Origin of the sequence: Lentzea cavernae, from assembly GCF_014653695.1 — a bacterium.
GTDB classification, from domain to species: domain Bacteria; phylum Actinomycetota; class Actinomycetes; order Mycobacteriales; family Pseudonocardiaceae; genus Lentzea; species Lentzea cavernae.
This window is the reverse complement of record NZ_BNAR01000003.1, coordinates 724,939-747,284: the sequence shown is the minus strand read 5'-3', so window position 1 is coordinate 747,284 and position 22,346 is coordinate 724,939. Positions and strand designations below refer to the sequence as shown.

At 70.2% G+C, this 22,346-nt stretch carries 18 protein-coding genes; 6 read left to right on the top strand and 12 right to left on the bottom strand.

Annotated features, from left to right (window positions below; translation table 11 throughout):
- Positions 1 to 27 precede the first annotated feature (27 nt).
- From IE307_RS13845 to IE307_RS13805, 9 genes are all read right to left on the bottom strand, one after another.
- Positions 28 to 1,530, bottom strand: coding sequence for a DNA polymerase Y family protein (locus tag IE307_RS13845; protein WP_229904672.1), 1,503 nt, complete (start codon positions 1,528 to 1,530; stop codon positions 28 to 30).
- Positions 1,527 to 2,297 carry a DnaE2-dependent mutagenesis accessory factor ImuA' gene (gene imuA', locus IE307_RS13840; RefSeq protein ID WP_229904671.1) on the bottom strand — a complete coding sequence of 257 codons (771 nt, stop codon included), beginning with the start codon at positions 2,295 to 2,297 and terminating at the stop codon, positions 1,527 to 1,529. The genes IE307_RS13845 and imuA' overlap by 4 nt, the downstream gene beginning before the upstream one ends.
- Positions 2,298 to 2,699: 402 nt before the next feature.
- Positions 2,700 to 4,283, bottom strand: a complete 1,584-nt coding sequence (gene purH / locus IE307_RS13835) for a bifunctional phosphoribosylaminoimidazolecarboxamide formyltransferase/IMP cyclohydrolase (protein ID WP_229904670.1) — start codon at positions 4,281 to 4,283, stop codon at positions 2,700 to 2,702.
- Complete coding sequence (purN, locus tag IE307_RS13830) at positions 4,280 to 4,897, bottom strand: phosphoribosylglycinamide formyltransferase (protein ID WP_268250371.1); 618 nt, start codon at positions 4,895 to 4,897, stop codon at positions 4,280 to 4,282. Before purN ends, purH begins: the two co-directional genes overlap by 4 nt.
- 45 nt (positions 4,898 to 4,942) lie before the next feature.
- Positions 4,943 to 6,493: a cell division protein PerM gene (locus tag IE307_RS13825; RefSeq protein WP_191298264.1), complete on the bottom strand. Its 1,551-nt coding sequence runs from the start codon at positions 6,491 to 6,493 to the stop codon at positions 4,943 to 4,945.
- Between the two features lie 118 nt (positions 6,494 to 6,611).
- Complete coding sequence (locus tag IE307_RS13820) at positions 6,612 to 7,340, bottom strand: DUF5336 domain-containing protein (protein ID WP_191298263.1); 729 nt, start codon at positions 7,338 to 7,340, stop codon at positions 6,612 to 6,614.
- A 239-nt stretch (positions 7,341 to 7,579) separates the two neighbouring features.
- Entirely contained in the window at positions 7,580 to 8,467 is an 888-nt protein-coding gene (gene sucD, locus IE307_RS13815; RefSeq protein WP_090005237.1) for a succinate--CoA ligase subunit alpha, read from the bottom strand.
- A 5-nt stretch (positions 8,468 to 8,472) separates the two neighbouring features.
- Entirely contained in the window at positions 8,473 to 9,639 is a 1,167-nt protein-coding gene (sucC, locus tag IE307_RS13810) for an ADP-forming succinate--CoA ligase subunit beta (protein WP_089915033.1), read from the bottom strand.
- A gap of 212 nt (positions 9,640 to 9,851) precedes the next feature.
- On the bottom strand, positions 9,852 to 11,531 hold the full coding sequence (locus IE307_RS13805; RefSeq protein WP_191298262.1) for a hypothetical protein: 1,680 nt from the start codon (positions 11,529 to 11,531) through the stop codon (positions 9,852 to 9,854).
- Positions 11,532 to 11,656: 125 nt separating this feature from the next.
- On the opposite strand from IE307_RS13805, the gene IE307_RS13800 reads away from it, so the two are divergent.
- Positions 11,657 to 12,637 (top strand): esterase/lipase family protein, encoded by a 981-nt coding sequence (locus IE307_RS13800; protein WP_229904669.1) that lies wholly within the window; start codon positions 11,657 to 11,659, stop codon positions 12,635 to 12,637.
- Positions 12,638 to 12,918: 281 nt separating this feature from the next.
- Entirely contained in the window at positions 12,919 to 13,635 is a 717-nt protein-coding gene (locus tag IE307_RS13795; protein WP_229904668.1) for a M23 family metallopeptidase, read from the top strand.
- Between the two features lie 1,914 nt (positions 13,636 to 15,549).
- Here the strand turns inward: IE307_RS13795 and pcrA are convergent.
- Together pcrA and IE307_RS13785 are read right to left on the bottom strand one after the other, a co-directional pair.
- Positions 15,550 to 17,865, bottom strand: a complete 2,316-nt coding sequence (pcrA, locus tag IE307_RS13790; RefSeq protein ID WP_191298260.1) for a DNA helicase PcrA — start codon at positions 17,863 to 17,865, stop codon at positions 15,550 to 15,552.
- 60 nt (positions 17,866 to 17,925) lie between these two features.
- Positions 17,926 to 18,411: a hypothetical protein gene (locus IE307_RS13785; RefSeq protein ID WP_191298259.1), complete on the bottom strand. Its 486-nt coding sequence runs from the start codon at positions 18,409 to 18,411 to the stop codon at positions 17,926 to 17,928.
- 219 nt (positions 18,412 to 18,630) lie between these two features.
- Here IE307_RS13785 and IE307_RS13780 point away from each other — a divergent pair, with 219 nt between their 5' ends.
- Positions 18,631 to 18,894: a chorismate mutase gene (locus IE307_RS13780; protein ID WP_191298258.1), complete on the top strand. Its 264-nt coding sequence runs from the start codon at positions 18,631 to 18,633 to the stop codon at positions 18,892 to 18,894.
- 19 nt (positions 18,895 to 18,913) lie between these two features.
- Here IE307_RS13780 and IE307_RS13775 read toward each other — a convergent pair whose 3' ends face one another.
- The gene (locus IE307_RS13775) at positions 18,914 to 19,966 is read right to left on the bottom strand and encodes an arginase family protein (protein WP_191298389.1); all 1,053 of its coding nucleotides are present in this window, start codon (positions 19,964 to 19,966) and stop codon (positions 18,914 to 18,916) included.
- A 70-nt stretch (positions 19,967 to 20,036) separates the two neighbouring features.
- Between IE307_RS13775 and IE307_RS13770 the strand changes: the two genes are divergently transcribed.
- The 3 genes from IE307_RS13770 (at position 20,037) to IE307_RS13760 (ending at position 22,322) form a co-directional block, all read left to right on the top strand.
- Positions 20,037 to 20,363, top strand: coding sequence for a hypothetical protein (locus IE307_RS13770; RefSeq protein WP_191298257.1), 327 nt, complete (start codon positions 20,037 to 20,039; stop codon positions 20,361 to 20,363).
- Positions 20,364 to 20,467: 104 nt separating this feature from the next.
- A complete protein-coding gene (locus IE307_RS13765) occupies positions 20,468 to 21,325 on the top strand; it encodes a hypothetical protein (protein WP_191298256.1) in 858 nt (285 codons plus the stop codon).
- Between the two features lie 172 nt (positions 21,326 to 21,497).
- A complete protein-coding gene (locus tag IE307_RS13760; protein WP_191298255.1) occupies positions 21,498 to 22,322 on the top strand; it encodes a hypothetical protein in 825 nt (274 codons plus the stop codon).
- Positions 22,323 to 22,346 lie beyond the last annotated feature (24 nt).

Sequence of the window (22,346 nt, the reverse complement as noted above, 5' to 3'; positions counted from 1 at the left end):
CCAGCAGATCCCAGTAGTCGTCCTGCATCAGTCGTACACCCCTTCCAGAAACCACCTCTGGTCCCTGCGGATCAGCAGGAACGCCTGGTCGTTCGTCTGCACCTGGATGCGCGCGGCCCGGTGCCTGTCCGGCGCCCACCACCTCTCGTCGACCGGCCAGGGCCCGGCCCACGCGGTGATCTCGCGCGTTTTCCCTTTGACAGTCAGCTTCTTCGGCTGTGCGGTGAGTTCGAGGCGGCCGGTCACGCCGACCTCGCCACCGTTCTCGTCCTTCAGTTCTGCGGGGTCGTCGGCGAGCGTCGCGGGCGCCCTGGTGAGCCGGCCCGGCCACGGGTGGTCCGGGTTCCTCGCCGGGACCCGTTCGTCGCCCCACGGCACGAGCCTGACCTGCTCCTGCGGTCCCCTGCCGCCGTCGAGCACCCCGGTGAGCACGCCGTCGGGGCCGAGCAGGCCTTGGACGTGCAGCAACGCCCGCACCGCGCGTTCGTCGTCGTGGCCCCACAGCCCGAGCTGGAGCGCGGTGCCGTCGACGACCTCGACCGGTTCGAGGGTGAGCGTGCGGATGCCGGAGGTGAGGCGTTCGCGGGTCAGCCAGCCGTCGAGCTGCCAGCGCACCCGGTCCGCGATTCCCCGTGGTGTCAACGGTTCCGCGGCCCGCCACACCCGCTGCAGCTCCTCACCGTTCTCCGTGCGGGCGTGGATGCCGAGCCGCGTGCACGCGAGGCTCCTGGCCGCCAGGTTCTCGTGCAGCCGTTCCGACAGGATCTTCGCGGCGAACGCGGCCGAGTCGATGCGCTCGACCGGGTCGTCGAAGGTCTCGGTGACCGCGAGCTCCGGTGCGGGTCTGCGCTTGTCGAGCGGACGCTCCGGCAACCCGCGCGCCAGCCGGTGCTGCCTCGTCGCCGGGCCGCCGAACCGCGACGCCACCGCGTTCTCCGGCACGTCCGCGAACGCGCCGAGCGTCTTGAGGCCGAGCCTTCTGAGCAGGTCGACCAGGTCTGGTGCGTCGAGTTCGTGCACGCCCAACGGCCTGAGGAACTCCGCTGTCCGGCCCGGCGGCACGACCACGTTGCGGTGCGCGGCTCTCGTGGCCGCGAACAGGCTGTCGGCCACGCCCACCTGCGCTTCCGCACCGGCGCGGGTCGCGACGTGGTCGACGATCCGTTCCGCCGCCTGCTCGACGGACCCGAAGTAGCCGACCGGCCCCCGCGCCGGCACCGCGACCAGCCCGGGCTGCACGACCTCGATGCCGGGCGCGAGCTCCTCGACGGCCTCCGCGACGGGCTCGAAGAACCGGGCGTCGCGCTGCGGGTCGTGCTCGAAGGTGACGAGCTCGGGGCACATCGCCTCCGCCGCGCGCCTGCGCATGGCGCGGCGGATCCCCTCCTTGCGCGCCACGGCCGACGTGGACACGATCTCGTTGCCGTCGACCACCGCCACCGGCACGTGCAGGGCGGTGCCGGCGGCGGTGCAGGCGGCGACGACGGGCCAGTCGGGGCACCAGACGGTGAGCAGACGCGTGTCCTTCACGCGGTGGGACCCTTGTGCGCGAGCTTGACCAGGCGTTCGACTGCTTCAGCCCGCCTGGTGGCCAGTTGGCCTGCCCGGCCCGGACCGGCATCAGCCGGCTCGTCGGAGCGGACCGGTTCACCGGCCACCAGCGGGAGCTCGATTTCTTCTTCGCCGAACGTCAGCACCACGTTCTTCGGACGCCCCGCCGAACCGCGGCCACCGCTGCGCACGGCGATCTGCTGACGCCGCAACGTTTCCGCGCCGTCGTCCAGCGCGTTCCAGCTCACGGACTCGGCCGTGAGCTCCACGTCCGCCGAGGGCCAGGAGCCGACGACGATGAGCACGGCACGGCGTTGGCGGGCACGCGCGGTCAGGCGGCGGGCCAGCGAGGGAGGAAGGGGACAGGCGACGGCGACCAGGTCGATGCCGTCCAGCAGGGCGGCGATGACCGGGCCCGGATCGGAGCCGGGACGGGGGACCAGCGCGAGGCGCTGCACCGCGACGCCCAGTTCGGCCGCGGCCAGCACTCCCACCTGGGGCAGGCCGACCACGGCGGCCCAGCAGCCGTCCGCGGTCGCGCCCGCCAGCAGGGCGAGCAGCAACGATGTCGATCCGCCCACCGACACCGTGCTGCCACGCCGCAAGCCGCCCCACGGGAGCAGGCCCGCCAGTTCCCCGCGAACCGGCAGGACCCGCCCCGTGGCGTGGTCGGTGGTGGTGCTGGTCAACTCGCTGGCCGGGTTCACCCCGAGCGCGGCCAACGACGCCGTTGCCGACCTCGACACTCCACCCACCTCCCGTCTCGGACCGTGCGCACCCCTGTGCACGGCCGCCGCGGGAAGTTCGGCGACTTGCTTATTCGAACTCTTGTTCGAACGAACGAGATGATCGTAGCGCGTGGACGCACCCCTGTGTCAATGCCACGGCGTCACCCTTTTGGTGGACACGGTCACGTGCACCGGAAAGCTCCTCAGAGCTGCTGGGAACTGGGGAAACCGCGAACCGGCCCCGTCCGCACGATGGGATCCGGACGGCGCAGCAGGGCTACCGGCCGCGACCGGGCTGGAGCCCTCCGCAGCCACCCGAGAAGACCAACACGCGCCCCGCTGACGCGCGAGTGCGCGAAGCCCTGAACGCGAAAGGGGCCGCTCCCCCGACGGAAGCGGCCCCTTGTCAGCAACGAGTCATCAGTGGGCGAAGTGACGCGTGCCCGTCAGGTACAGCGTGATGCCCGCTTCCTCGGCCTTCGCGATGACCTCGGGGTCGCGCACCGAACCGCCGGGCTGCACGACCGCGCGCACACCGGCCTCCAGCAGCACCTCGAGGCCGTCCGGGAACGGGAAGAACGCGTCGGAGGCGCCGACAGCGCCCTTGGCCCGCTCGCCCGCGCGCTTCACCGCGAGGTGCGACGAGTCGACCCGGTTGACCTGGCCCATGCCGACGCCGACGGTGGCGCCGTCGTTCGCCAGCAGGATCGCGTTCGACTTCACCGCGCGGATGGCGCGCCACGCGAACTCGAGGTCCGCCAGCGTCTTCTCGTCCGCGGGCTTGCCCGCCGCCAGGGTCCAGTTCGCCGGCGAGTCACCGGAGGCGTCGATGGCGTCGCGCTGCTGCAGCAGCAGGCCACCGGACACCGGGCGCATCTCGGCACCGCCGCGAGCCGGGGCCTCGGCCACGAGGACGCGCACGTTCTTCTTGCGCTGCAGCACCTCGACCGCACCGTCCTCGTAGGACGGTGCGATGACGACCTCGGTGAAGATCTCCGAGACGAACTCGGCCATCTCGATGGTGACCTCGCTGTTCGACGCGATGACGCCGCCGAACGCGCTGAGCGGGTCGCACTCGTGCGCCTTGCGGTGCGCGTCCGCGATGCTCAGCTCGGACACCGCGATGCCGCACGGGTTGGCGTGCTTGATGATCGCCACGCACGGCAGCTCGTGGTCCCACGCGGCACGCCACGCGGCGTCGCTGTCGAGGTAGTTGTTGTACGACATCTCCTTGCCGTGCAACTGCTTCGCCGACGCCAGGCCGGTTCGGCCGTCGCCCTGCGCGTAGATCGCGGCGCTCTGGTGCGGGTTCTCGCCGTAGCGCAGGACGTTCGACCGGTTCCAGGTCGCGCCGACCCAGCCGGGGAAGCCGCTGCCCTCGTCGTCGGGCGCCAGCACGTTGCCCATCCACGAGGCCACGGCCACGTCGTAGGAGGCGGTGTGGCGGAACGCGTCCGCGGCCAGGCGCTGGCGGTCGGTCATGGTGAAGCCGCCCTCGCGGACGTTCTCCAGCACCCAGTCGTAGCGGGCCGGGTCGACGACGACCGCGACGTTGGCGTGGTTCTTCGCCGACGCGCGGACCATCGCGGGGCCGCCGATGTCGATCTGCTCGACGCAGTCGTCCGGGGAGGCACCCGACGCGACGGTCTGCGTGAACGGGTACAGGTTCACGACCAGCAGGTCGAACGGCGCGATGTCCATCTCGCGCAACTGCTGGACGTGCGAGTCCTTGCGCAGGTCCGCGAGCAGACCGGCGTGCACGCGCGGGTGCAGCGTCTTCACGCGGCCGTCGAGGCACTCGGGGAACCCGGTGACCTGCTCGACCGGCGTCACGGGGACGCCCGCGTCGGCCAGCACCTTGGCGGTGCCGCCGGTGGACACGATCTCGACTCCGGCCGCGTGCAGGCCGGTGGCCAGCTCCAGCAGGCCGGCCTTGTCGGAGACCCCGATCAGGGCCCGGCGGACCGGTCGCCTCTCGGCGGGAGTGCTCCCAGGAGTCGTCACGGAATGCTCACCTTTCGTCCGTTCACGGTGCAGCCCTCGCGGGCGAGTCGGCCGACTGTCTCGACGAGCAGCCGGCGTTCGACGACCTTGATGCGTTCGTGCAGCGTTTCCTCGGTGTCGCCGGGTTCGACGACCACGGCCTCCTGCGCGAGGATCGGCCCGGTGTCGACGCCCGCGTCGACCAGGTGCACCGTCGATCCGGTGACGTGCACGCCGTAGGCCAGTGCGTCACGCACGGCGTGCGCGCCGGGGAAGGACGGCAGCAGCGCGGGGTGCGTGTTGATCATCCGGCCGCCGAAGCGGGCGAGGAACCGCTCGCCGATGATCTTCATGAAGCCGGCGGACACGACCAGGTCGGGCTCGTGCGCCGCGACGGCCTCCGTCAGCGCCTCGTCCCAGGCCGTGCGGTCGGCGTGGTCGCGCAGCTTCACGGCGAAGTGCGGCACCCCGGCGCGTTCGGCGCGCTTGAGGCCCTCGATGTTCTCGCGGTCGGCTCCGACGGCCACCACCTCGATCGGGAGGTCGGCGTCCAGCAAGGCCTGCATGAGGGTTCCGGAACCGGAGACGAGTACGACGACGCGCGCCGGTGTGGGAAGCCGAAGTTCGGTGCTCAGCGTCTACTCCTGGTCGTTGCAGCAGCTCAGGAGCAGCCTATGACGTCACCGTCCCGGCTTGCCGTCCAGGTCCTCCTCCGGCTCCATGCCGAGCATCTCGTCGAACTCCGCGTCGAGATCGTCTTCCTCGGCGGGGTCCTCCTCGCCGTCCGATTCGTCGTCCGGTTCGGCGTCGTCTTCCTCTGCGGCCTCAACGTCTTCGGCGTCCTCGACGTCTTCCGGCTCGTCCTCGTAGTACTCGTCCTCGTCGTAGTGGTCGTCGTCCTCGAGGTCCTCGTCGACCTCGAACTCGTCGGCGTCCACGACCTCGAGCTGCTCGAACTGGTCGGTGAGCTCGTCGTCCTCGAACACCACGTCCGGGTCGGCTGCCTCGGCGTCCTCGTCGTAGTCCGGCTCCACGAACTCGGTGCTGCCGGCGGCCACCGCGGCCTTCGCCCGGTTGCCGGCCAGCCAGGCCACCAGCGCGCCCGGCACCAGCACCCACAGCGCCACGACCAGCGCGAGCAGGCCCGCGGGCACCGTCACGGGGTCGAACGCGCCGCCGGCGAGACGTCCACCGGCCGTCGCGGCGAGCACGAGGCTGCCCACGCCCGCCGTGATCGCGGCCACCAGCACCGCGCGCAGCCGTGACGTCGGCCGGTCGGACACCTTGCGGCAGGTCCAGCCGACGAGCACGCCGATCACCGCGCCACCGGCCAGCAGGGCGGGACTCCACACGAACTCGTGCTCCGGCATGGCCGCCAGCAGCGGCACCGGGGGTACCTGACCGCCGACGAAGTGCAGCGGGGAGACCTCGACGCCGCCCATCGAGAAGCCGGCGCCCACGACGTAGGAGAAGCCCGCGATGATCGCGTTCGGCAGGTAGGCGAGGCACAGCAGGAACACGCCGAGGCCGACGCCGAACGACGGCCCGGCGCCCGCGAAGAGCCCGCTGGTCGTCGGCCACGACGCGGCGAGCCCGGCCGCCACCGCCAGCGAACCGACGCTGACCAGCGCGAACAACGCCATGAAACCGGCGCGCAGCCCGTGCAGCGCCACCGGGTCGAGCTTGTCGAACACCACCTCGTACAGACCGCAGCGGCGAGCGACGCCGAGCGTGGCCGCGAGCGCGGACACCGCAGCACACCCGAAGAACGCCACGGCTGGTGTGGCGCGCACGACACCTTCACCCATCACCAGCGCGATCGCCCCGCCGACGACGGCGTGCGCTCCGGCGATGCTGAGCACGACCCCGCGCACCTGCAGCGGTTCGTACAAGCCCAGGCGGTCGGCGGTGCCCGCGGCGGTGCGGCCGATCAGCAGCATCAGCAACGCCGTGGGCAGCAACGGCAGCACGCCGAGCTGGCCCGAGTCGAAGCGCAACGGCACGTGGTGTGCCGCCAGCCAAGCGGGAGCGGCGGCGCTGAGCACCCCTGACGTGGAGAACTCGGCGTACGTGGCCGTCGCGGAGATCAGCGCGAGAACGGCGGCGACCGCGGCGTACCCGACGACCACCGACCCGACCGCGGCGGCGACGAGCACGCGCAGGCGTTCGGACCGCGAGAACTCCGGTGGGCGCACGGTGTTGACCTCGCGGGTCACATCGCGTTGCAGCACGGGCACTTCTCCACTGTGTCAGGCCGCCTGGGCCATTCGGGGCAGGCACGCCGGGTCATACGACAGGGGTGGCACCGGAGAACCGGCACCACCCCTGAGGTCGAACGGTGTGCGGACCTTACTGCTGCGGTCCGCCGAAGCCGCCGGGCGGCGTGCCCGGCGAGCCGAACTGGCCCGGCTGCGGCATGAAGCTGGTCTGCTGCGGCGGCTGCCCCGGCTGTGCGGGCTGCTGCGGCTGCTGACCGAACTGCTGCTGCTGGCCGAACTGCTGGCCCTGCGCCTGCTGCTGCGGGGCCTGCTGGGGGGCGCCGTGCTGCGGGTGCTGGCCCTGCTGCGGGAACGCGCCGGACTGCGGGTTCCAGCCGCCCGGCTGCCCCTGTTGCTGCTGCTGACCCGCGTACGGGTTCGCGGGCTTCGGCTCGAACTTCACGATGCCCTCGGCGAGCAGGAACGCGAGCACGACCGCGGCCGTCTCGAGCAGCGCGACGATGAGCAGCACGATGTCCAGGCCCTGCACGGACGGGGACTTGATGATGACCTGCAGCTGCAGCAGGGTCTGCACGGCCGCCAGGATCGCGGCGACCGGCACGAAGCCCTTCGGGGTGCTCGGGAGCACCGAGAGGCCGGCGAGCAGACCCGCCGCGAGCAGGTACGTCACGCTGCCGCTGCTGACGTCGTCCGCGAACGCGATGAAGTACGCGACGAGGCCGAGACCCGCCGCGACCAGCGGGAGGATCACGGTCAGGTTGATGTTGTTGGCACCGGGGGCCCCAGGGGCCGAAGGCGCTGCCTGGTGCTGTGCCGGACCCGGCGGCTGCTGCTGGGGTGCGCCGTAAGGCACGGACATGTCGAGGTCTCCTCCTCAAACCAGGGTGCGTCGAGTGACGCTAGCAGTGCTCTGCACCCGCTACTAAGACGATGGACCGATCATGCCGGTTCCGCCAAAGGAGCGAGGACCGGACTCCGAAAGTACTCGGAATCCGGTCCTCGTGTTGCTCTGCGTGCCATGACACTCGGGACGTCCCCCGGAGCGGGATTCGCCGGTGGCGGGAACCGGCGTCACCGGTTTCCGCCTTCAGGCCGAGGTCAGAGGCCCTGCATGATCTCGCGCATCAGGTCGGCGGTCTCGGACGGCGTCTTGCCGACCTTGACGCCGGCGGCCTCGAGGGCCTCCTTCTTCGCCTGCGCGGTGCCCGCCGAGCCCGAGACGATGGCGCCGGCGTGGCCCATGGTCTTGCCCTCGGGAGCGGTGAAGCCCGCGACGTAGCCGACGACCGGCTTGGTCACGTTCTCCTTGATGTACGCGGCCGCGCGCTCCTCGGCGTCGCCACCGATCTCACCGATCATCACGATCGCGACGGTCTCCTCGTCGGCCTCGAAGGCCTCCAGGGCGTCGATGTGCGTGGTGCCGATGATCGGGTCGCCACCGATGCCGATCGCGGTGGAGAAACCGAAGTCCCGCAGCTCGTGCATCATCTGGTAGGTCAGCGTGCCCGACTTCGACACGAGGCCGATCTTGCCGCTGCCCGCGATGTTCGCGGGGATGATGCCGGCGTTGGACTTGCCGGGGCTGATGATGCCGGGGCAGTTCGGGCCGATGATGCGGGTCTTGTGGCCCGTTGCGACGGCGTGCGCCCAGAAGTAGGCGGTGTCGTGCACCGGGATGCCCTCGGTGATGACGACGGCCAGCTCGATCTCGGCGTCGATCGCCTCGACCACGGCGGCCTTCGAGAAGGCCGGCGGGACGAAGATCACGGTCACGTTCGCGCCGGTGGCCTCCATGGCCTCCTTGACGGTGCCGAAGACCGGGAGGACGGTGCCGTCGAAGTCGACCTTCTCGCCCGCCTTGCGCGGGTTCACGCCACCGACGATGTTCGTGCCGGACGCGAGCATGCGCTTGGTGTGCTTGGTGCCCTCGGCACCGGTCATGCCCTGGACGATGACCTTGCTGTTCTCGTTGAGGAAGATAGCCATCTGACTCAGACCCCCGCAGCCGCGAGCTCGGCGGCCTTGGCGGCCGCGTTGTCCATCGTGTCGACAACGGTCACCAGCGGGTGGTTGGCCTCGGCGAGGATCGCGCGGCCCTCCTCCACGTTGTTGCCGTCCAGGCGGACGACGAGCGGCTTGGTGGCCGAGTCGCCGAGGATCTCCAGCGCCTTCACGATGCCGTTGGCCACGGCGTCGCACGCGGTGATGCCGCCGAAGACGTTGACGAAGACCGAGCGGACGGCCTCGTCGCCGAGGATGACGTCCAGGCCGTTGGCCATGACCTCGGCGGACGCGCCGCCACCGATGTCGAGGAAGTTCGCGGGCTTCACGCCGTACTGCTCACCGGCGTACGCGACGACGTCCAGCGTCGACATGACCAGACCGGCACCGTTTCCGATGATGCCGACCTCGCCGTCGAGCTTGACGTAGTTGAGGCCCTTCTCCTTGGCCTTCGCCTCGAGGGGGTTCTCAGCGGCCTTGTCGACCAGCTCGGCGTGGGCCGGGTGGCGGAAGTCGGCGTTCTCGTCGAGCGTGACCTTGCCGTCGAGCGCGACGATCTTGCCCTGCGGGTCGCGGACCAGCGGGTTGACCTCGACCAGCGTGGCATCCTCGGAGACGAAGGTCTCCCAGAGCTTCACGATGGTGTCGACGACCTGGTCCTTGACCTCGGCCGGGAAGTTCGCGGCGTCGGCGATCTCGGTCGCCTTGGCCACGTCGACGCCCTTGATGGCGTCGATGGCGATCTTCGCGAGGGCCTCGGGCTTGGTCGCGGCGACCTCCTCGATGTCCATGCCGCCCTCGACGCTCGCCATGGCGAGGAAGGTGCGGTTGGCGCGGTCGAGCAGGAAGGAGAAGTAGTACTCCTCCGCGATGTCGGAGGCGGGCGTCACCAGAACGCGGTGAACGATGTGCCCCTTGATGTCGAGGCCGAGGATGGCGGTCGCCTTCTCCTCGGTCTCCTCCGGGGTGGAAGCGAGCTTCACACCACCGGCCTTGCCGCGGCCGCCGGTCTTGACCTGGGCCTTGACGACGACGGCCTGGCCGAACTTCGCGGCGATGGCTTTGGCGTCGGCGGGGTTGGTGGCCACATCGCCCGGCAGTACCGGGACGCCGTGGGCGGCGAAGAGGTCCTTCGCCTGGTATTCGTACAGGTCCACTCGGGTCTCCTGCGACGTCGGTGTCGGAACACAACACCGCGCCTGGGTGGTCCTCAAGGGGCCAAGCGAACCCACTTGACGCGGCTGGGCCCAGACACTATCGACCTGCGGGTACCGCTCGCACGTCACCACCGGTGAGGTCGGTCTCAACGGCGGTGAGGTCGATCACGCACGTGCGCGCGATACAGAGCAAAGCGCCTCTACGTCACGTTTCAGCGCGTCGAGCGAGCACCCATGAGACCGGCCGCGGCCACGAGAGCGACCACGGCCGCGAGCGCCAGCCACGTGCCGGGCGCGGCCGTGGCACCCGCCACCTTGTCCCCCGTCAGCGGCAGCTCCAGCGCGCGCACGCCGAGCAGCAGCGCGGCGCCCGCGAACACCCCGGCCCCGCGAGCGGGCCGCGACCGGAGTGCGACCACCGCGCCGACGATCAGCCACAGCAGGCAGGAGAGCAGCACCACGGAGACGACCGGGTCGCTGTCCGGCACCAGCGTGGGCGCCGTGTAGCCGTCGCCGCGCACCGTCGGCAACGCGAACGCGCCCACCGTGAAGAGCCCGGCCAGCAGCACCGCGCCCAGTTCGGCCACCGGCACCTCCTGCCGCTTGCCGGCGTCGGTGTCCTCCCGCTCGACGGCGCCGGCCAGACCCGCGCAGATCAGCGCGAGCAGGCCCAGCGGGAACTCGACGACCATCAGCCAGAAGCCGGCGCCCGGCTGCGCGATCCCGGCCTGGTTCGCGGCCAGCACCGGCTCGACGGCGCCCGCCGCGGCGAGCTGCATCGCGAAGTACCCGAAGAGCAGGGCGGGGCGGACGGCACCGGCGACGGACGGGACGAACAGGGCGCAGCCGATCACCGCGAACGCCAGGCCGGCGGGCCAGAGGAGGTTCGCCGACGCCAGTCCGGGGGCCGCGCCGCCCGTCGTGAGGACGAGCTGCGGGAGAACCGTGCCGAGCAGGATCGCGACGGCGGCGAGAACGCTGAAGACACCCGCCGCCACGTGCATGCGCTGAACGGACGGCAGAGCGAGGTCGCGCGTGGAGTCGCGCTTGCCGCTCCACAGCCGCACCAGCCTGGCCAGCAGGGGCACGACGGGCAGCGCGAGCGCGGCGAACAACGCGATCAGCGGGCCGGCCGCCACTCCCAGGCCCGGTGCGGTCGCGGTCACGACCAGCGGCGGCAGCACCACGGCCAGCAGGGAGAGCGAGACGCCGAGCGTGCCGCCCTCGCGGGTGTCCGGGTCGGGCGAGCTGGCGGCGAGAGCGGTGGCCAGGGGCGCGGCCAGGGCGATCAGCAGTCCGCCGACCAGGCCGAGCACCGGCAGGTCCCACGGCCCGCGGTCGAGCTGGAACGGGTCCGCGGAGACGAACGGCTTGCCCAGCAGCCCGACGGTGGCCACCGCGGCGATGAGCACGGGCAGGGCCACCAGGGTCGGGGGCTCCGACTCGTCCGCGGGCATGCCTGCCCGGCCCGCGGCGAGCGCACCACCGGCGATGACCAGCACGTGCCCGGCGACCAGCAGCCACACGCCCGTGGACGGGGTGACGGCGACGAGGGTCGTCGGCCGGAACAGCTCCGGCCGCGCCACCTCCATCGCGTCGAAGACGATCAGCAGGTCGCTCAGCAGCCGGCCCACCGCGAAGACGCCGGCCGCGGCGATCAGCCCCGCCGCCACGAACGGGCGGCCGCGCATCAGCAGCACGCCCGCGACGACCGGCGGCAACAGCGCCAGCAGGGCGAGCAGCGGCCACGACGTGAAGGCGGGTTCCGCGCCGTCGACCACGCCGAGCAGCGGGCCCAGGGCCAGCAGGAGGGAGCCTGCCGCGGCGAGGGCCCACGACGTGCGCAGCCTGGCGGCCGCAGGGGTCTGGTTCTCGAGCTCGGTGCGAGTCATCGCGGGCGAACCTAGCAATAGAGGGAAAGGGTCACGTGGGGCCTACTGAGATGAATTTCGTTCGCATGTGGAAAACATCCGCCGGGTAGTCCTGGTGCGTGACTTCATCACTTAACGTCGCTCACATGAGCGACACGGGCCGGTCGTGGATCACGCGTCTGACCGACGCTGCTCTCGACCGCGCCGGATGGGGCGTCCACACCGCCCGCGACGTCGCGGAGGAAGTGAAGGTGGCGCTGCGGGCGATGGTCACGCCCGGCGGGATGCGCGGGGTCGCGATGGAGGCGGCCTGGCTGACTGCCCACGCGGTGCTCTACCCGTGGGGCGCCATCACCGAGCAGCTGCGCCCGGACGGCCAGTACCGGCACTACCGCACCGACGGCCTGCCCCCGATGCAGCGTGGCCTGGTGGTTTCGGCCATGGAGGCCGCGGGCACCCCGATCGTGTTGGTGCATGGCATCGGGGACAACCGCTCCGCCTTCGCGGTGCTGTCGGGGGCACTGCGAAGGCGGGGCTTCGGGGTGGTTCACGCCATCAACTACAGCGTGCTGACGGCGTTGACCGGTGACGTCCGCCGTTCGGCCGCCTTGCTGGGCGCGCACATCGAGCGGATCTGCGAGCAGACCGGTTCCGATCAGGTGCACGTGGTCGGCCATTCGCTCGGCGGGCTCATTGCCAGGTACTACGTACAACGGCTGCACGGTGACTCACGCGTTCGCACACTCGTAACACTGGGAACGCCTCACAACGGCACGCTCGCCGCGTATTTGCTGCCGACTCCGCTGACCCGGCAGCTGCGGCCGGGCTCCGAACTCCTGGCCGAACTCGCCGAGCCCTGCCGCCCGTGCCGCACGCGCTTCGTCGTGGTCTGGTCGGAGATGGATCAGGTCATCGTCCCCCAGCGCAACGCCCGGCTGGAGCACTCGTCGTTGCTCGTCGAAGAGCACCAGATACGTGATTCAGGTCACCTTTCTTTGCCTGTTGACACGAGGACTCTTCACGTCGTTGTGACTGCCATCACCCGATCGGATGACTTGTCAACTCACCCCATCGCCGCTGGCGGTGAGGCGTTTCCGCCGTCCGGCATGACCGACCGTCACAGTTGACAGATAAAACCCGCTGGTGGCCGCCCATTGGGAGGACGTAACGAACTGGGGTTTGCCCTCTGAGGCTTCCCGTCGTTACAGTCCCCCGGTCCGTTGTCACGGTCTGATCACAGAAGGACACCGAGTCAGAACCCCGAATCCTGACTCACCGGGAATCCCCCGCCCGGCAGTCCATGCGACCAGGCTCCCCGAAGGCGGAAGGGCAAGCTTTGAGTCACCACCGCTCCCCCGGCGGCCATGAACGCAGTGCTGCGCTTGAAGAGGCAGTCGACCGTGCATCAGTGCGCCCGGTCAGCTCTCACCGGCTCCCCCCGCCACCGTCGGCGCTTCGCGGACGCATCGTCGTCGCCGCCGTCGCAGTAGGCGCCTTCGCCGCAGCAGGCGCGGGCCAGATCGGACAGGCCGCCGCTGACGACAGCGCGGACGTCCAACTCGCGAACCACTCCGATGGCGCCGCCACGTTCGACGGCATGGGCGGCGACACCGCCTCCGCCCCGCAGATCCTCGCGGTCTCCAAGACCACGGCCGAGGGCTCCGCCGAAGCGGCCAAGCTCCTGCGCAGCCAGCAGCTCACCACCGAGCGCGAGGTCGCCGAGGCCGAGAAGAAGCGCCCGAAGTTCGTCCGCCCCGCCGCCGGCGAGTTCACCTCCGGCTACGGCGGCCGCTGGGGCACCATGCACCTCGGCATCGACATCGCGGGCCCCATCGGCACCCCAATCGTCTCCGCCGCAGACGGCGTCATCCTCGAGGCAGGCCCCGCCTCCGGCTTCGGCCTCTGGGTCCGCGTGCAGCACTCCGACGGCACCATCACCGTCTACGGCCACATGGACACCATCGGCGTCCGCGAAGGCCAGCAGGTCAAGGCGGGCCAGCAGATCGCCCGCATGGGCAACCGCGGCTTCTCCACCGGCCCCCACCTGCACTTCGAGGTGTGGAACCCGGACGGCCAGAAGATCAACCCGCTCACGTGGTTGAACGCTCGCGGTGTGACTGTCTGAGTTTCCCGGCTGCCAGGTCTGGGGTTGCCAGATCTGGCGGGTTGTATGCGGTCTTGGACTGCCGGATCTGGTTCGGGTTCTACTGAACTACGGCTCAGCAGCTTTCTGACGGGCGTTCTACGGCGTGCCCACCTCCTCGCGTGGGTTCGGGTGTTTGAAACGCCTCAGGCGGCTCTAGCGTCGCTCTAGCCGCGCTCTTGGTCCGGGCGGGCGAAGTAGGCGGCTGCTACGCGCCAGACCGAGCACATGTGCCTGCGCCAGCGCGGGCCGCATGCACTGCAGGCCCCGCTCTCCGTCGGTGCGTGGTGGCTGAGCACAGCGCGCCAGGCTTCGACCAGCTTCGTGGTTTCCGGGGATTCCAGCTGGTTGAGGATTGCGAACACACGTTCGTGCAGGGCGCCGGCCAGTACGTGATCCATCGTGAGCTCTCCCGCTGGGGTTGTGACCTCATGCGGTAGATGATGCTCCGGGGGTCTGACAATTTTTGAACGCAGTGGGGTTGACCTGCGTCGATCTTCGTTTCAGCCGTGTGTGGTCGGCTGGTTGCGCGTGTGCCCGGCGGTTGTGGCCGTGTGTCCGGGTCGTGTGGGGACTTCGGCTCGTGCCGGCGGTCCTGTAGCGACTGTCCGAGGCGGACTTGATGGTTCTGCGTGGACAGCGCGGCCGGACCGCTCTCCCGTTCGGTCCGGCCGCACTTCGCCGCGAAGTTGGGCCCCCGCCGTCCCTTCGCTCCCCTTCGTCCGCAGGCTGCTCTTCGTGCCTGGATTCGCCCCGAGCGTTTCCTGGCTGTGCTGCTTGCGACACCCACATAGACGTACGTGGTGGGTGGTCGTTGCGCTGGTTTTGCTGGATTTTTTTGGAATCTTTTGGGGGGCGGGGAAGTGCTGGTCAGGGGGGTGGGGATGGGGGTGGGGGTTCGGCCGGATGGTGAGTCGGTGGGGTTCCGTAAATCGTCGTGTTTGGTTGCGCTTGTTGCTGGGGGCGTTGCTCTGTTGCGTTGGCGGGTGGCGGGTTGTTGTTCGTAGGTGGTTGGGTTGCGGGCGGTTCGTTTCTGCTGATTCCTGGGGCTCTGCCCCAGACCCCGCCGATCTGATCTGAAACCGGGCCTGCGCCGTGCGCGGGTTGATGGCACGCCTGTTGCGTTGGGCGGATGCGCGTTGCTTGGTTGGTTGCGGTGGTGGGGTGGTTTCGTCCCAAGCCGTGCCAGGAGCGGGCCACATCAGAGGAGGGGTGTCAAACGGACGAAGAGCGTGTCCGTTTGACACCCCTCCTCTGATGCAGCAAGTGCTGTGGCACGACTCGTGACGAAACCACCCCACCTGGACCTCTTGGTAAGGACGGCTCGCCTGCGGCATCGCTGGCTGGTGGGTGCTGGTTCTTGGGCTTGTGGTCTGACTGCTCGCCTTCGGCTTCGCTGGGAGTGTCAGACCTGCTCGCTATGTTGGGTCGCGGGGGGTCCTGGGTCGGAGAGGACGCCTGCGTGAGCGTGGGCATGGGTGCGGTCGCTCCGCAGCGCCTGGCCGCACTGCCCGGCCCGCACTGCCCGGCCCGCACTGCCCGGCCCGCACTGCCCGGCCCGCACTGCCCGGCCCGCACTGCCCGCGACTCCATGTCGGCCAGCACCGCCACCCGGCTCGGCATCGCCGGGCACCGCCACCTGGCTACATCGCCCGAGACTGCCCGGCTTGCCGCGGTAAGTCCGCGCCACCTGGCTGCACCGCACGGCTGCACGCCCGGTTTGCGTCACTCGGCCCGCGTCACCCAGCCCGCGTCACCCAGCCCGCGTCGCTCGGTCCGGACCATCTCCCCGGACCACCTGGCCGAACCGTCTCACCCTCCCACCTCGGGCCCCGCGCAGCTCCGCCGCCGAAGCCCGAGGCTTCGCCGTCCGAACTGCCGGGCGGCGTGGGATTGTCAGAGCTTGGTCATGGGGACGCTGCCGATGAGCATCAGGCGGACCGTGCCGGCACCGCCGAAGTCGATGGTCGCGGTTGCCCGCAGGCCGCCCGCGCCGTCGACTGCCACCACGCGGCCGAGGCCGTACTTGTCGTGGGTGACGCGGTCGCCCACTTCCAGCTTGAGGGCTGGGGCGTCCTTCCAGCCCGCCTTGCCCGGGGCCGGGCGGGAGAGGCCTCGGGAGGCTATGCCGCCTGAGGCTGAGCGGCCCCAGGTGGTGGCGGCTGCCGGGCCTGAGCGGGAGGGTTCCACTCGGCGCCAGTCCAGGAGGTCCTGGGGGATCTCGTCCAGGAAGCGGGAGGCCGGGTTGGCCGAGGGCTGGCCCCAGGCGGAGCGGACGAGGGCCCTGGAGAGGTAGAGGCGGCGTTGGGCCCTGGTGATGCCTACGTAGGCGAGGCGGCGTTCTTCTGCGAGTTCTGCTGGGTCGCCTAGGGCTCGCATGTGGGGGAAGACGCCGTCTTCCCAGCCCGTGCTGAAGACGACGGGGTACTCGAGGCCCTTGGCCGTGTGGATGGTCATGAGGGTGACCACGCCGTCGGAGTCGGCGTCCGGGATGGAGTCGGCGTCGGCCACCAGGGAGACGCGTTCCAGGAAGGCCGGCAGGGAGGGGACCGGGTCTGCGCCTTCCGGGAGTTCCAGTTCGGTGAACTCGCGGGCGACGGTGACCAGTTCGTTGAGGTTCTCGACCCTGGTGTGGTCCTGGGGGTCCTCGCTGGCTTCCAGTTCGGTGCGGTAGCCGGTCTTCTCGAGTACTGCTTCGAGGATGTCGGCGACGTCGTCCTCGCGGGCGACCATTTCGCCGAGTTGGTCCATCATCTCGACGAAGCCTGCGATGGCGTTGCGGGAGCGCGGGTTCAGCATCGGGACTCGGTCGACGACCGCCTCGCGGAGGGCTGCGGCGAAGCTGATGCGTTCGCGTTCGGCGTAGGCCGAGACGCAGGCTTCCGCCCTCTCGCCGATGCCCCGCTTGGGGACGTTGAGGATTCGGCGCAGCGAGACCGTGTCCTCCGGGTTGGCCAGGGTGCGCAGGTAGGCGAGGGCGTCGCGGACCTCGCGGCGCTCGTAGAAGCGGACGCCGCCGACCACGCGGTACGGGAGGCCGAGGCGGATGAAGATCTCCTCGAAGACCCGCGACTGGTTGTTGGTGCGGTAGAAGACGGCGATCTCGGAGTTGTTGACCTCGCCGCCGTCCACCAGGCGGTCGATCTCGTTCGCGACGAACGCGGCCTCGTCGTGCTCGTTGTCCGCGACGTAGCCGACGATCTTCTCGCCCTCGCCGAGGTCGGACCAGAGCGACTTGTCGCGGCGGTTCGGGTTGCGGGAGATCACCGCGTTGGCGGCGGTCAGGATGTTCTGGGTGGAGCGGTAGTTCTGCTCCAGCAGGATCGTGGTGGCGTCCGGGTAGTCGCGCTCGAACTCCACGATGTTGCGGATCGTGGCGCCGCGGAAGGCGTAGATGGACTGGTCCGCGTCGCCCACCACGCACAGTTCTGCCGGGGGGATCTCGCCGCCCGCCTTGCCGACGAGCTCGCGCACGAGGGTGTACTGCGCGTGGTTCGTGTCCTGGTACTCGTCGACCAGGACGTGGCGGAAGCGGCGGCGGTAGTGCTCCGCCACCTCCGGGAAGCGCTGCAGCAGTTCGACGGTCCTCATGATGAGGTCGTCGAAGTCGAGCGAGTTCGACTCGCCCAGGCGGCGCTGGTAGACGGTGTAGACCTCGGCGACGCGGCGTTCCAGGTCGTTCGTGGCCTGGGCCGTGGCGGTCTCGGGGTCGATCAGCTCGTTCTTGAGGTTCGAGATGTGCACGGCGAGGGTGCGGGCCGCGTACTTCTTCGGGTCCAGGTCGAGGTCCCTGGCGACGAGGGTGATGAGGCGGCGCGTGTCGTCGCTGTCGTAGATCGAGAAGTTCGACGACATGCCGAGGGTCTTCGCGTCGCGGCGCATCACGCGCACGCACATGGAGTGGAACGTCGACACCCACATCGAGCGGGCGCGGGCGCCCACCATGTCGGCGACGCGCTCCTTCATCTCGGCGGCGGCCTTGTTCGTGAACGTGATGGCCATGATCTCGCCGGGATGCACGTCACGTGCCGCGAGCAGGTACGCGATCCGCCGGGTGAGGACGCGCGTCTTGCCGGAGCCCGCGCCGGCCACCACGAGCATGGGTGAACCGGCGTGCTCGACGGCACGACGCTGCGCGGGGTTCAGATCGTCGAGCAGGTGACCCGCGCGGGAAACGGGGGGACTTGAGGGCAAGTCGAACAAGGCGCTCATCGTCCATCCACGGTACCGGGCGGCACCGACGAATCCGGTACCGCCCGACCATGTGTTCGATCAGGTGCTCAGATCGATGCGGTAGGGAACCCCCGCGTGGGCGGGTTCCGCGCCGCGGGACTCGGCGTAGAGGTCGATCGAGTCGGTGTGGTGCTCGAGCCCTTTGGTGTGAACTTTCAGCGTCGGGAACGCCTCGCCCGGCACGGCGAGGAAGTCCGCCGCGCAGTGCACACCTTCGGCGCCGGCGCCGCCCTCGACGTTCCAGCACCTCCAGTAGTCGCCCTCCCAGCCGGTGACCGCCAGCTTGGCGGGCGGCAGCGAGATGTGCAGGTGGAGGTCGGAGACGTCGCGGTCGGACCGGTTGGTGATGTTGACGTCGAACGTGCCCTGAAAGCCGCCGCGCATCGACCAGTAGCCGGTCTGCAGGACCGTCCACCCCTCCGACGGCGTCATCTCGACGCTGGCCCACCTCGACTCCGCCGCACTGGCGGAAGTGGCGGACGCTGACAGCAGCAGTGCGGAAGCCACACCCAGTACGCGCTTCACTGTGACCCCAAACGGTCGTCGATGGGACGGGAGCAGCCTAGGTCGGCTTCTTGTGGCACACTAGGTCCGTGCGCGCGACGTTCTTCGAGTTTTTCTACGGGATCCGGACTCCGGCTCCCGTGGTCGTCTAGCGCAGACAAAGCCACCGCGAAGCCCCGGAGTCCTCGGACACCGGGGCTTCGCTGCTTCCGGGCCGGGACTCGAAGTACTCGAGAGGTCATGACGATGGATACCACCACCGAACCCGACATCAACCAGCTGCGCGAGGAAATCGACCACCTCGACGCGGAAATCCTCCGCCTCGTGCAACGGCGCGTCGAGGTGTCCAAGGTCATCGGCGCGGCGCGCATGGCCGCCGGTGGCACGAAGATCGTGCACAACCGCGAGATCGACGTGCTCAACCGCTACCGGCCGCTCGGCCCCGAGGGCAAGGACCTCGCGATGATCCTGCTCAAGATGGGCCGCGGCCCGCTCGGCAGGTAGGGGAGAGCCAGGCCCGGCGTCACAGGACGCCGGGCCAAAAAGGCTTCAGTGCGGCGCGGACGTGGCCGAAGTCCGCGTCGGCGAGCTGCGAGTCGTCCGGCACGTAGGCCAGCGGGTCCTCGAGCAACGGTTCCGGCAGCCCCAGCAGGCCCTCCACCAGCGCGTGCAGGCACAGCGCCGAGTACCCGCGCAGGTAGCCGCCCTCCTGGGTGAGCACGACCCGCCGCCCGAACGACGCCACCCGCCGGCCGATCTCGCGGTACCCGTCCGCCGTGAGGTTGTGACGGCCGTTGGGGTCGAACGCCGATCCGTCGAACCCGGACGCGCACACCAGCAGGTCCGGCTCGAAGTCGTGCAACAGAGGGAAGGCGATCTCGTCGAGCGCGCGCATGTACGTCGTGTCGCCCGCACCGAGTGACAGCTCGATGTTCACGTTCCTGCCGTTGGCGCCCACTTCTGATGGCGCGCCCGTCTGCGGGTGGTTCGTGCCCCACGCCCCGTGCCGCATGTGCACCGAGATGGTCAGCACGTCCGGCCGGTCGTAGAACACCTCTTGCGTGCCGTTGCCGTGGTGCACGTCCCAGTCCAGGACGGCGACACGCTTGCCCTCACGCCGTGCGGTCTCCGCCACCAGGGCCGCGTTGTTCACGAAGCAGTAGCCGTCCGCCATGTCCGGCTGTGCGTGGTGTCCCGGCGGCCGTACCAGCGCGTATGCCAGCGACGCACCGGACTCCAGCGCCGCCAACGCCGTGCCCGCCGCCGCTGAGGCCGCACGCCACGTCTCCGGTCCCACGACCGTATTCACCTCCAGCGCCACACGCTCCGACACGCGCAACGAGTCCAAGTACCCAGCCGTGTGCACGCGCAGGAGCTCGTCAACGGACGCATGCCGCCCCTCGTGCCACCTCAGGTGCGGGGCCACCGGTCCATGTGTCAGCGCGTGCCGGAACGTGCGCAGCCGTGCCGCGTTCTCCGGGTGCGGTTCGGCGACGTCCAGCCACGGCCAGGAGCCGGGCAGCTCCCACAGGCCCTCACCCGCGTCGTGCTCGAGGCAGTCGTCGTGCCAGAACATGTCCACCCGAATCGGATATCAGGGCGATCACGGATGGTCCACCGAAAAATTCTGGGGGCACACTGGAGGCATGGGCCTCATCGCAGCACTGATCGCCATCGCCGGCCTGCTCGCCGCCTTGGCGCACGACGCATACCTGGGCCTGCTCGGGTCCGCCGCGAACAAGAAGGGCCTCTCCGGAGCGCCCGTCTCGCAGTTCGTCCGCAGCCGCTGGAAGACCGCGATCCTGGCCACCGCGGGCGCGGTGATCGGTCTGCTGATCACGGGAGGCGACTCGCTGGGCGCCGACGTGATCGGCGCGCTGATCGCGGGCGGCAGCGGTCTGGCCGCCCTCAACGGCGTGCAGAGCACGCGCAAGCAGTTGAACAGCGGTCAAGCGCAACTTCCGCCGCGCTAGGAACTTCACACAAAAGAGTGTCACTCGTCCTGAACGCCCCCTTCTGGTTGGTTCGACACCTCCGAACGGCCCTACTCTGACTGCGTCGCAGAGGGGTGTCGGGGATGGACGAACTGCCGGGCAAACATCGTCTGGACGACGGGCCGCAGCCGCTGGAAGCGCGGCCCGTCGTCGGGGGCGACCGCATCCCCCTGCCGCGCCGCCGCCAGATCGACCCGCTGCAGGACACCGACGGGCTGCGCAAGTTCAACATCGGCCTCGTGCCCGCCTCGGTCACGCCGCCGCGCACCTGGAAGCGGGCGGCCTGGTTCGCCGTCGTCTCGTCGGTGCTCGTGCTGGTCGGCCTGAGCGTCGCCGCGGCCAAGCTCGTCGGCGGGGGCGGTGAGGTCGAGACGGTCGGGCTGCCGGGCTACCCCTCGGACGTGCCGATGATCTCCGAGCTGCCCACGGGCGTCACGACGCCCTCGGCCACCGGCACCAGGCCGTCGGCCGCGAAGACGGGCGAGAACGCCCCGGTACCCGGCACGGGCAGGAGCACGGGGTCGAGCAGCGCCCCCGGCACCAGCGGTCAGGCGTCCGCGCCGGCCCCCAAGCCGTCCGGGACGGCCCCGCCGGTCGTCACGACCGTGCCCGTCACCCAGGCCCCCGTCGTCGACGGCGGCAAGATCGCCGAGCAGACCGAGCACTTCTACCGAGCGATGGCGACGAACGCCGACACGGCGCTCGCCATGACCACCGAGACCGTGCGCTCGAACGCCGACGCGCTGCTCGAGGGCAGGCTCGCCGACATCTCGCTGATCGAGGTGAAGGAGATCGCCGTCGACCCGGGCAAGGGCCTCACCGTCAGCCTGCTGCAGGTGACGAAGAAGGACGGCTCGGTCAGCACCGAGAAGCGCGAGCTGAGCTTCACGCTCGGCGACCTGCCGCTGATCAACGGTGAACGGTTGAAGACCGGCGGCTGAAGCGGCTAAAGGTCCGGGCCGGAGCTACCGAACGTAGTAAGTAGCACCATCGAGCGAATCCTGAACACCACTGGTCGCCACGGACGGGTGAAGTCCACCAAGACACTGGCGTCTGCCCGCGCGACCACGGTACGTCTTCAGGTGTACACGGACAGTACGGAGGACCAGAGCAGTGCAGCGTCCCGCGACGACCGGGCGGAGACACACCCGCGACGGCTCGATCAGCGTGGCTGAGCTGATCAAGCAGCAGCCTGGCCCGATGCGCATCCTCTCGACGGAGGAAGCCGCCACCGACGCTCTGGTCACCTCACTGCTCGGCCCGACCGAGAACATGACCGCGACCACCGCGGTGATCCCCGTCACCCCCGGCCGTCGCCGCCGCACGAGGTCGAGCCGCACCGCGAGGGCCGCGGGTCTGCTCGCCGGCGCGATCGTGCTCGTCTCCTCCGTCGCCGGAGCGGCGGTCCTCGCCGGAAACCGCCCGGCGAACGTCGGCGTCCCCGTGTACGAACGCCCCGCGGTGCTGTCGGGGTCGAGCGCGCTGCGCCCCGACGTCCTGTCGGCCCAGCTGCCGAACGAGCGCCCGCCGGCGCGGACCACCCCCGCCGCCGCGGCGGCCCCGATGCCCCAGCCCTCCGAGCTGTTGCTGCAGACCAGCGAACCGCCGACGCCCGAGGTCTCGGTCGGCCCGGTGCCGCAGGTCGACGTGGTGAAGAAGTTCTACGAGCTGCTCACGACCAAGCCCAGCTCCGCGGCCAAGCTGCTCTCGCCGGAACTGGTCGGCGCGAACCCCGCGGAGTTCGTGAAGTCCTGGGGCGCCATCAGGACGGTGAACGTCGACCAGACGTCGGTGCGCCCGGACGGTTCGGTGCTCGCGGTCGTGTCGATGCAGGAGGCGGACGGCAGCTGGCTGCGCATCGAGCAGCTCTTCCGGCTGACGAGCACGAGCCAGCCGCGCATCGTCGCGACTGAAGTCCTTTCGGCGCAGCGCAGCTAGGCACTGGAAGTTAGGTCGCGCCCA

What these genes read in the sequence shown, in the direction of transcription:
- IE307_RS13820 (WP_191298263.1), bottom strand. Translation starts at nt 7,340, where the DNA reads ATGTCCGTGCCTTACGGCGCACCCCAGCAGCAGCCGCCGGGTCCGGCA.
- sucD (WP_090005237.1), bottom strand. Translation starts at nt 8,467, where the DNA reads ATGGCTATCTTCCTCAACGAGAACAGCAAGGTCATCGTCCAGGGCATG.
- IE307_RS13805 (WP_191298262.1), bottom strand. Translation starts at nt 11,531, where the DNA reads ATGACTCGCACCGAGCTCGAGAACCAGACCCCTGCGGCCGCCAGGCTG.
- IE307_RS13800 (WP_229904669.1), top strand. Translation starts at nt 11,657, where the DNA reads ATGAGCGACACGGGCCGGTCGTGGATCACGCGTCTGACCGACGCTGCT.
- pcrA (WP_191298260.1), bottom strand. Translation starts at nt 17,865, where the DNA reads ATGAGCGCCTTGTTCGACTTGCCCTCAAGTCCCCCCGTTTCCCGCGCG.
- IE307_RS13780 (WP_191298258.1), top strand. Translation starts at nt 18,631, where the DNA reads ATGACGATGGATACCACCACCGAACCCGACATCAACCAGCTGCGCGAG.
- IE307_RS13775 (WP_191298389.1), bottom strand. Translation starts at nt 19,966, where the DNA reads ATGTTCTGGCACGACGACTGCCTCGAGCACGACGCGGGTGAGGGCCTG.
- IE307_RS13770 (WP_191298257.1), top strand. Translation starts at nt 20,037, where the DNA reads ATGGGCCTCATCGCAGCACTGATCGCCATCGCCGGCCTGCTCGCCGCC.
- IE307_RS13765 (WP_191298256.1), top strand. Translation starts at nt 20,468, where the DNA reads ATGGACGAACTGCCGGGCAAACATCGTCTGGACGACGGGCCGCAGCCG.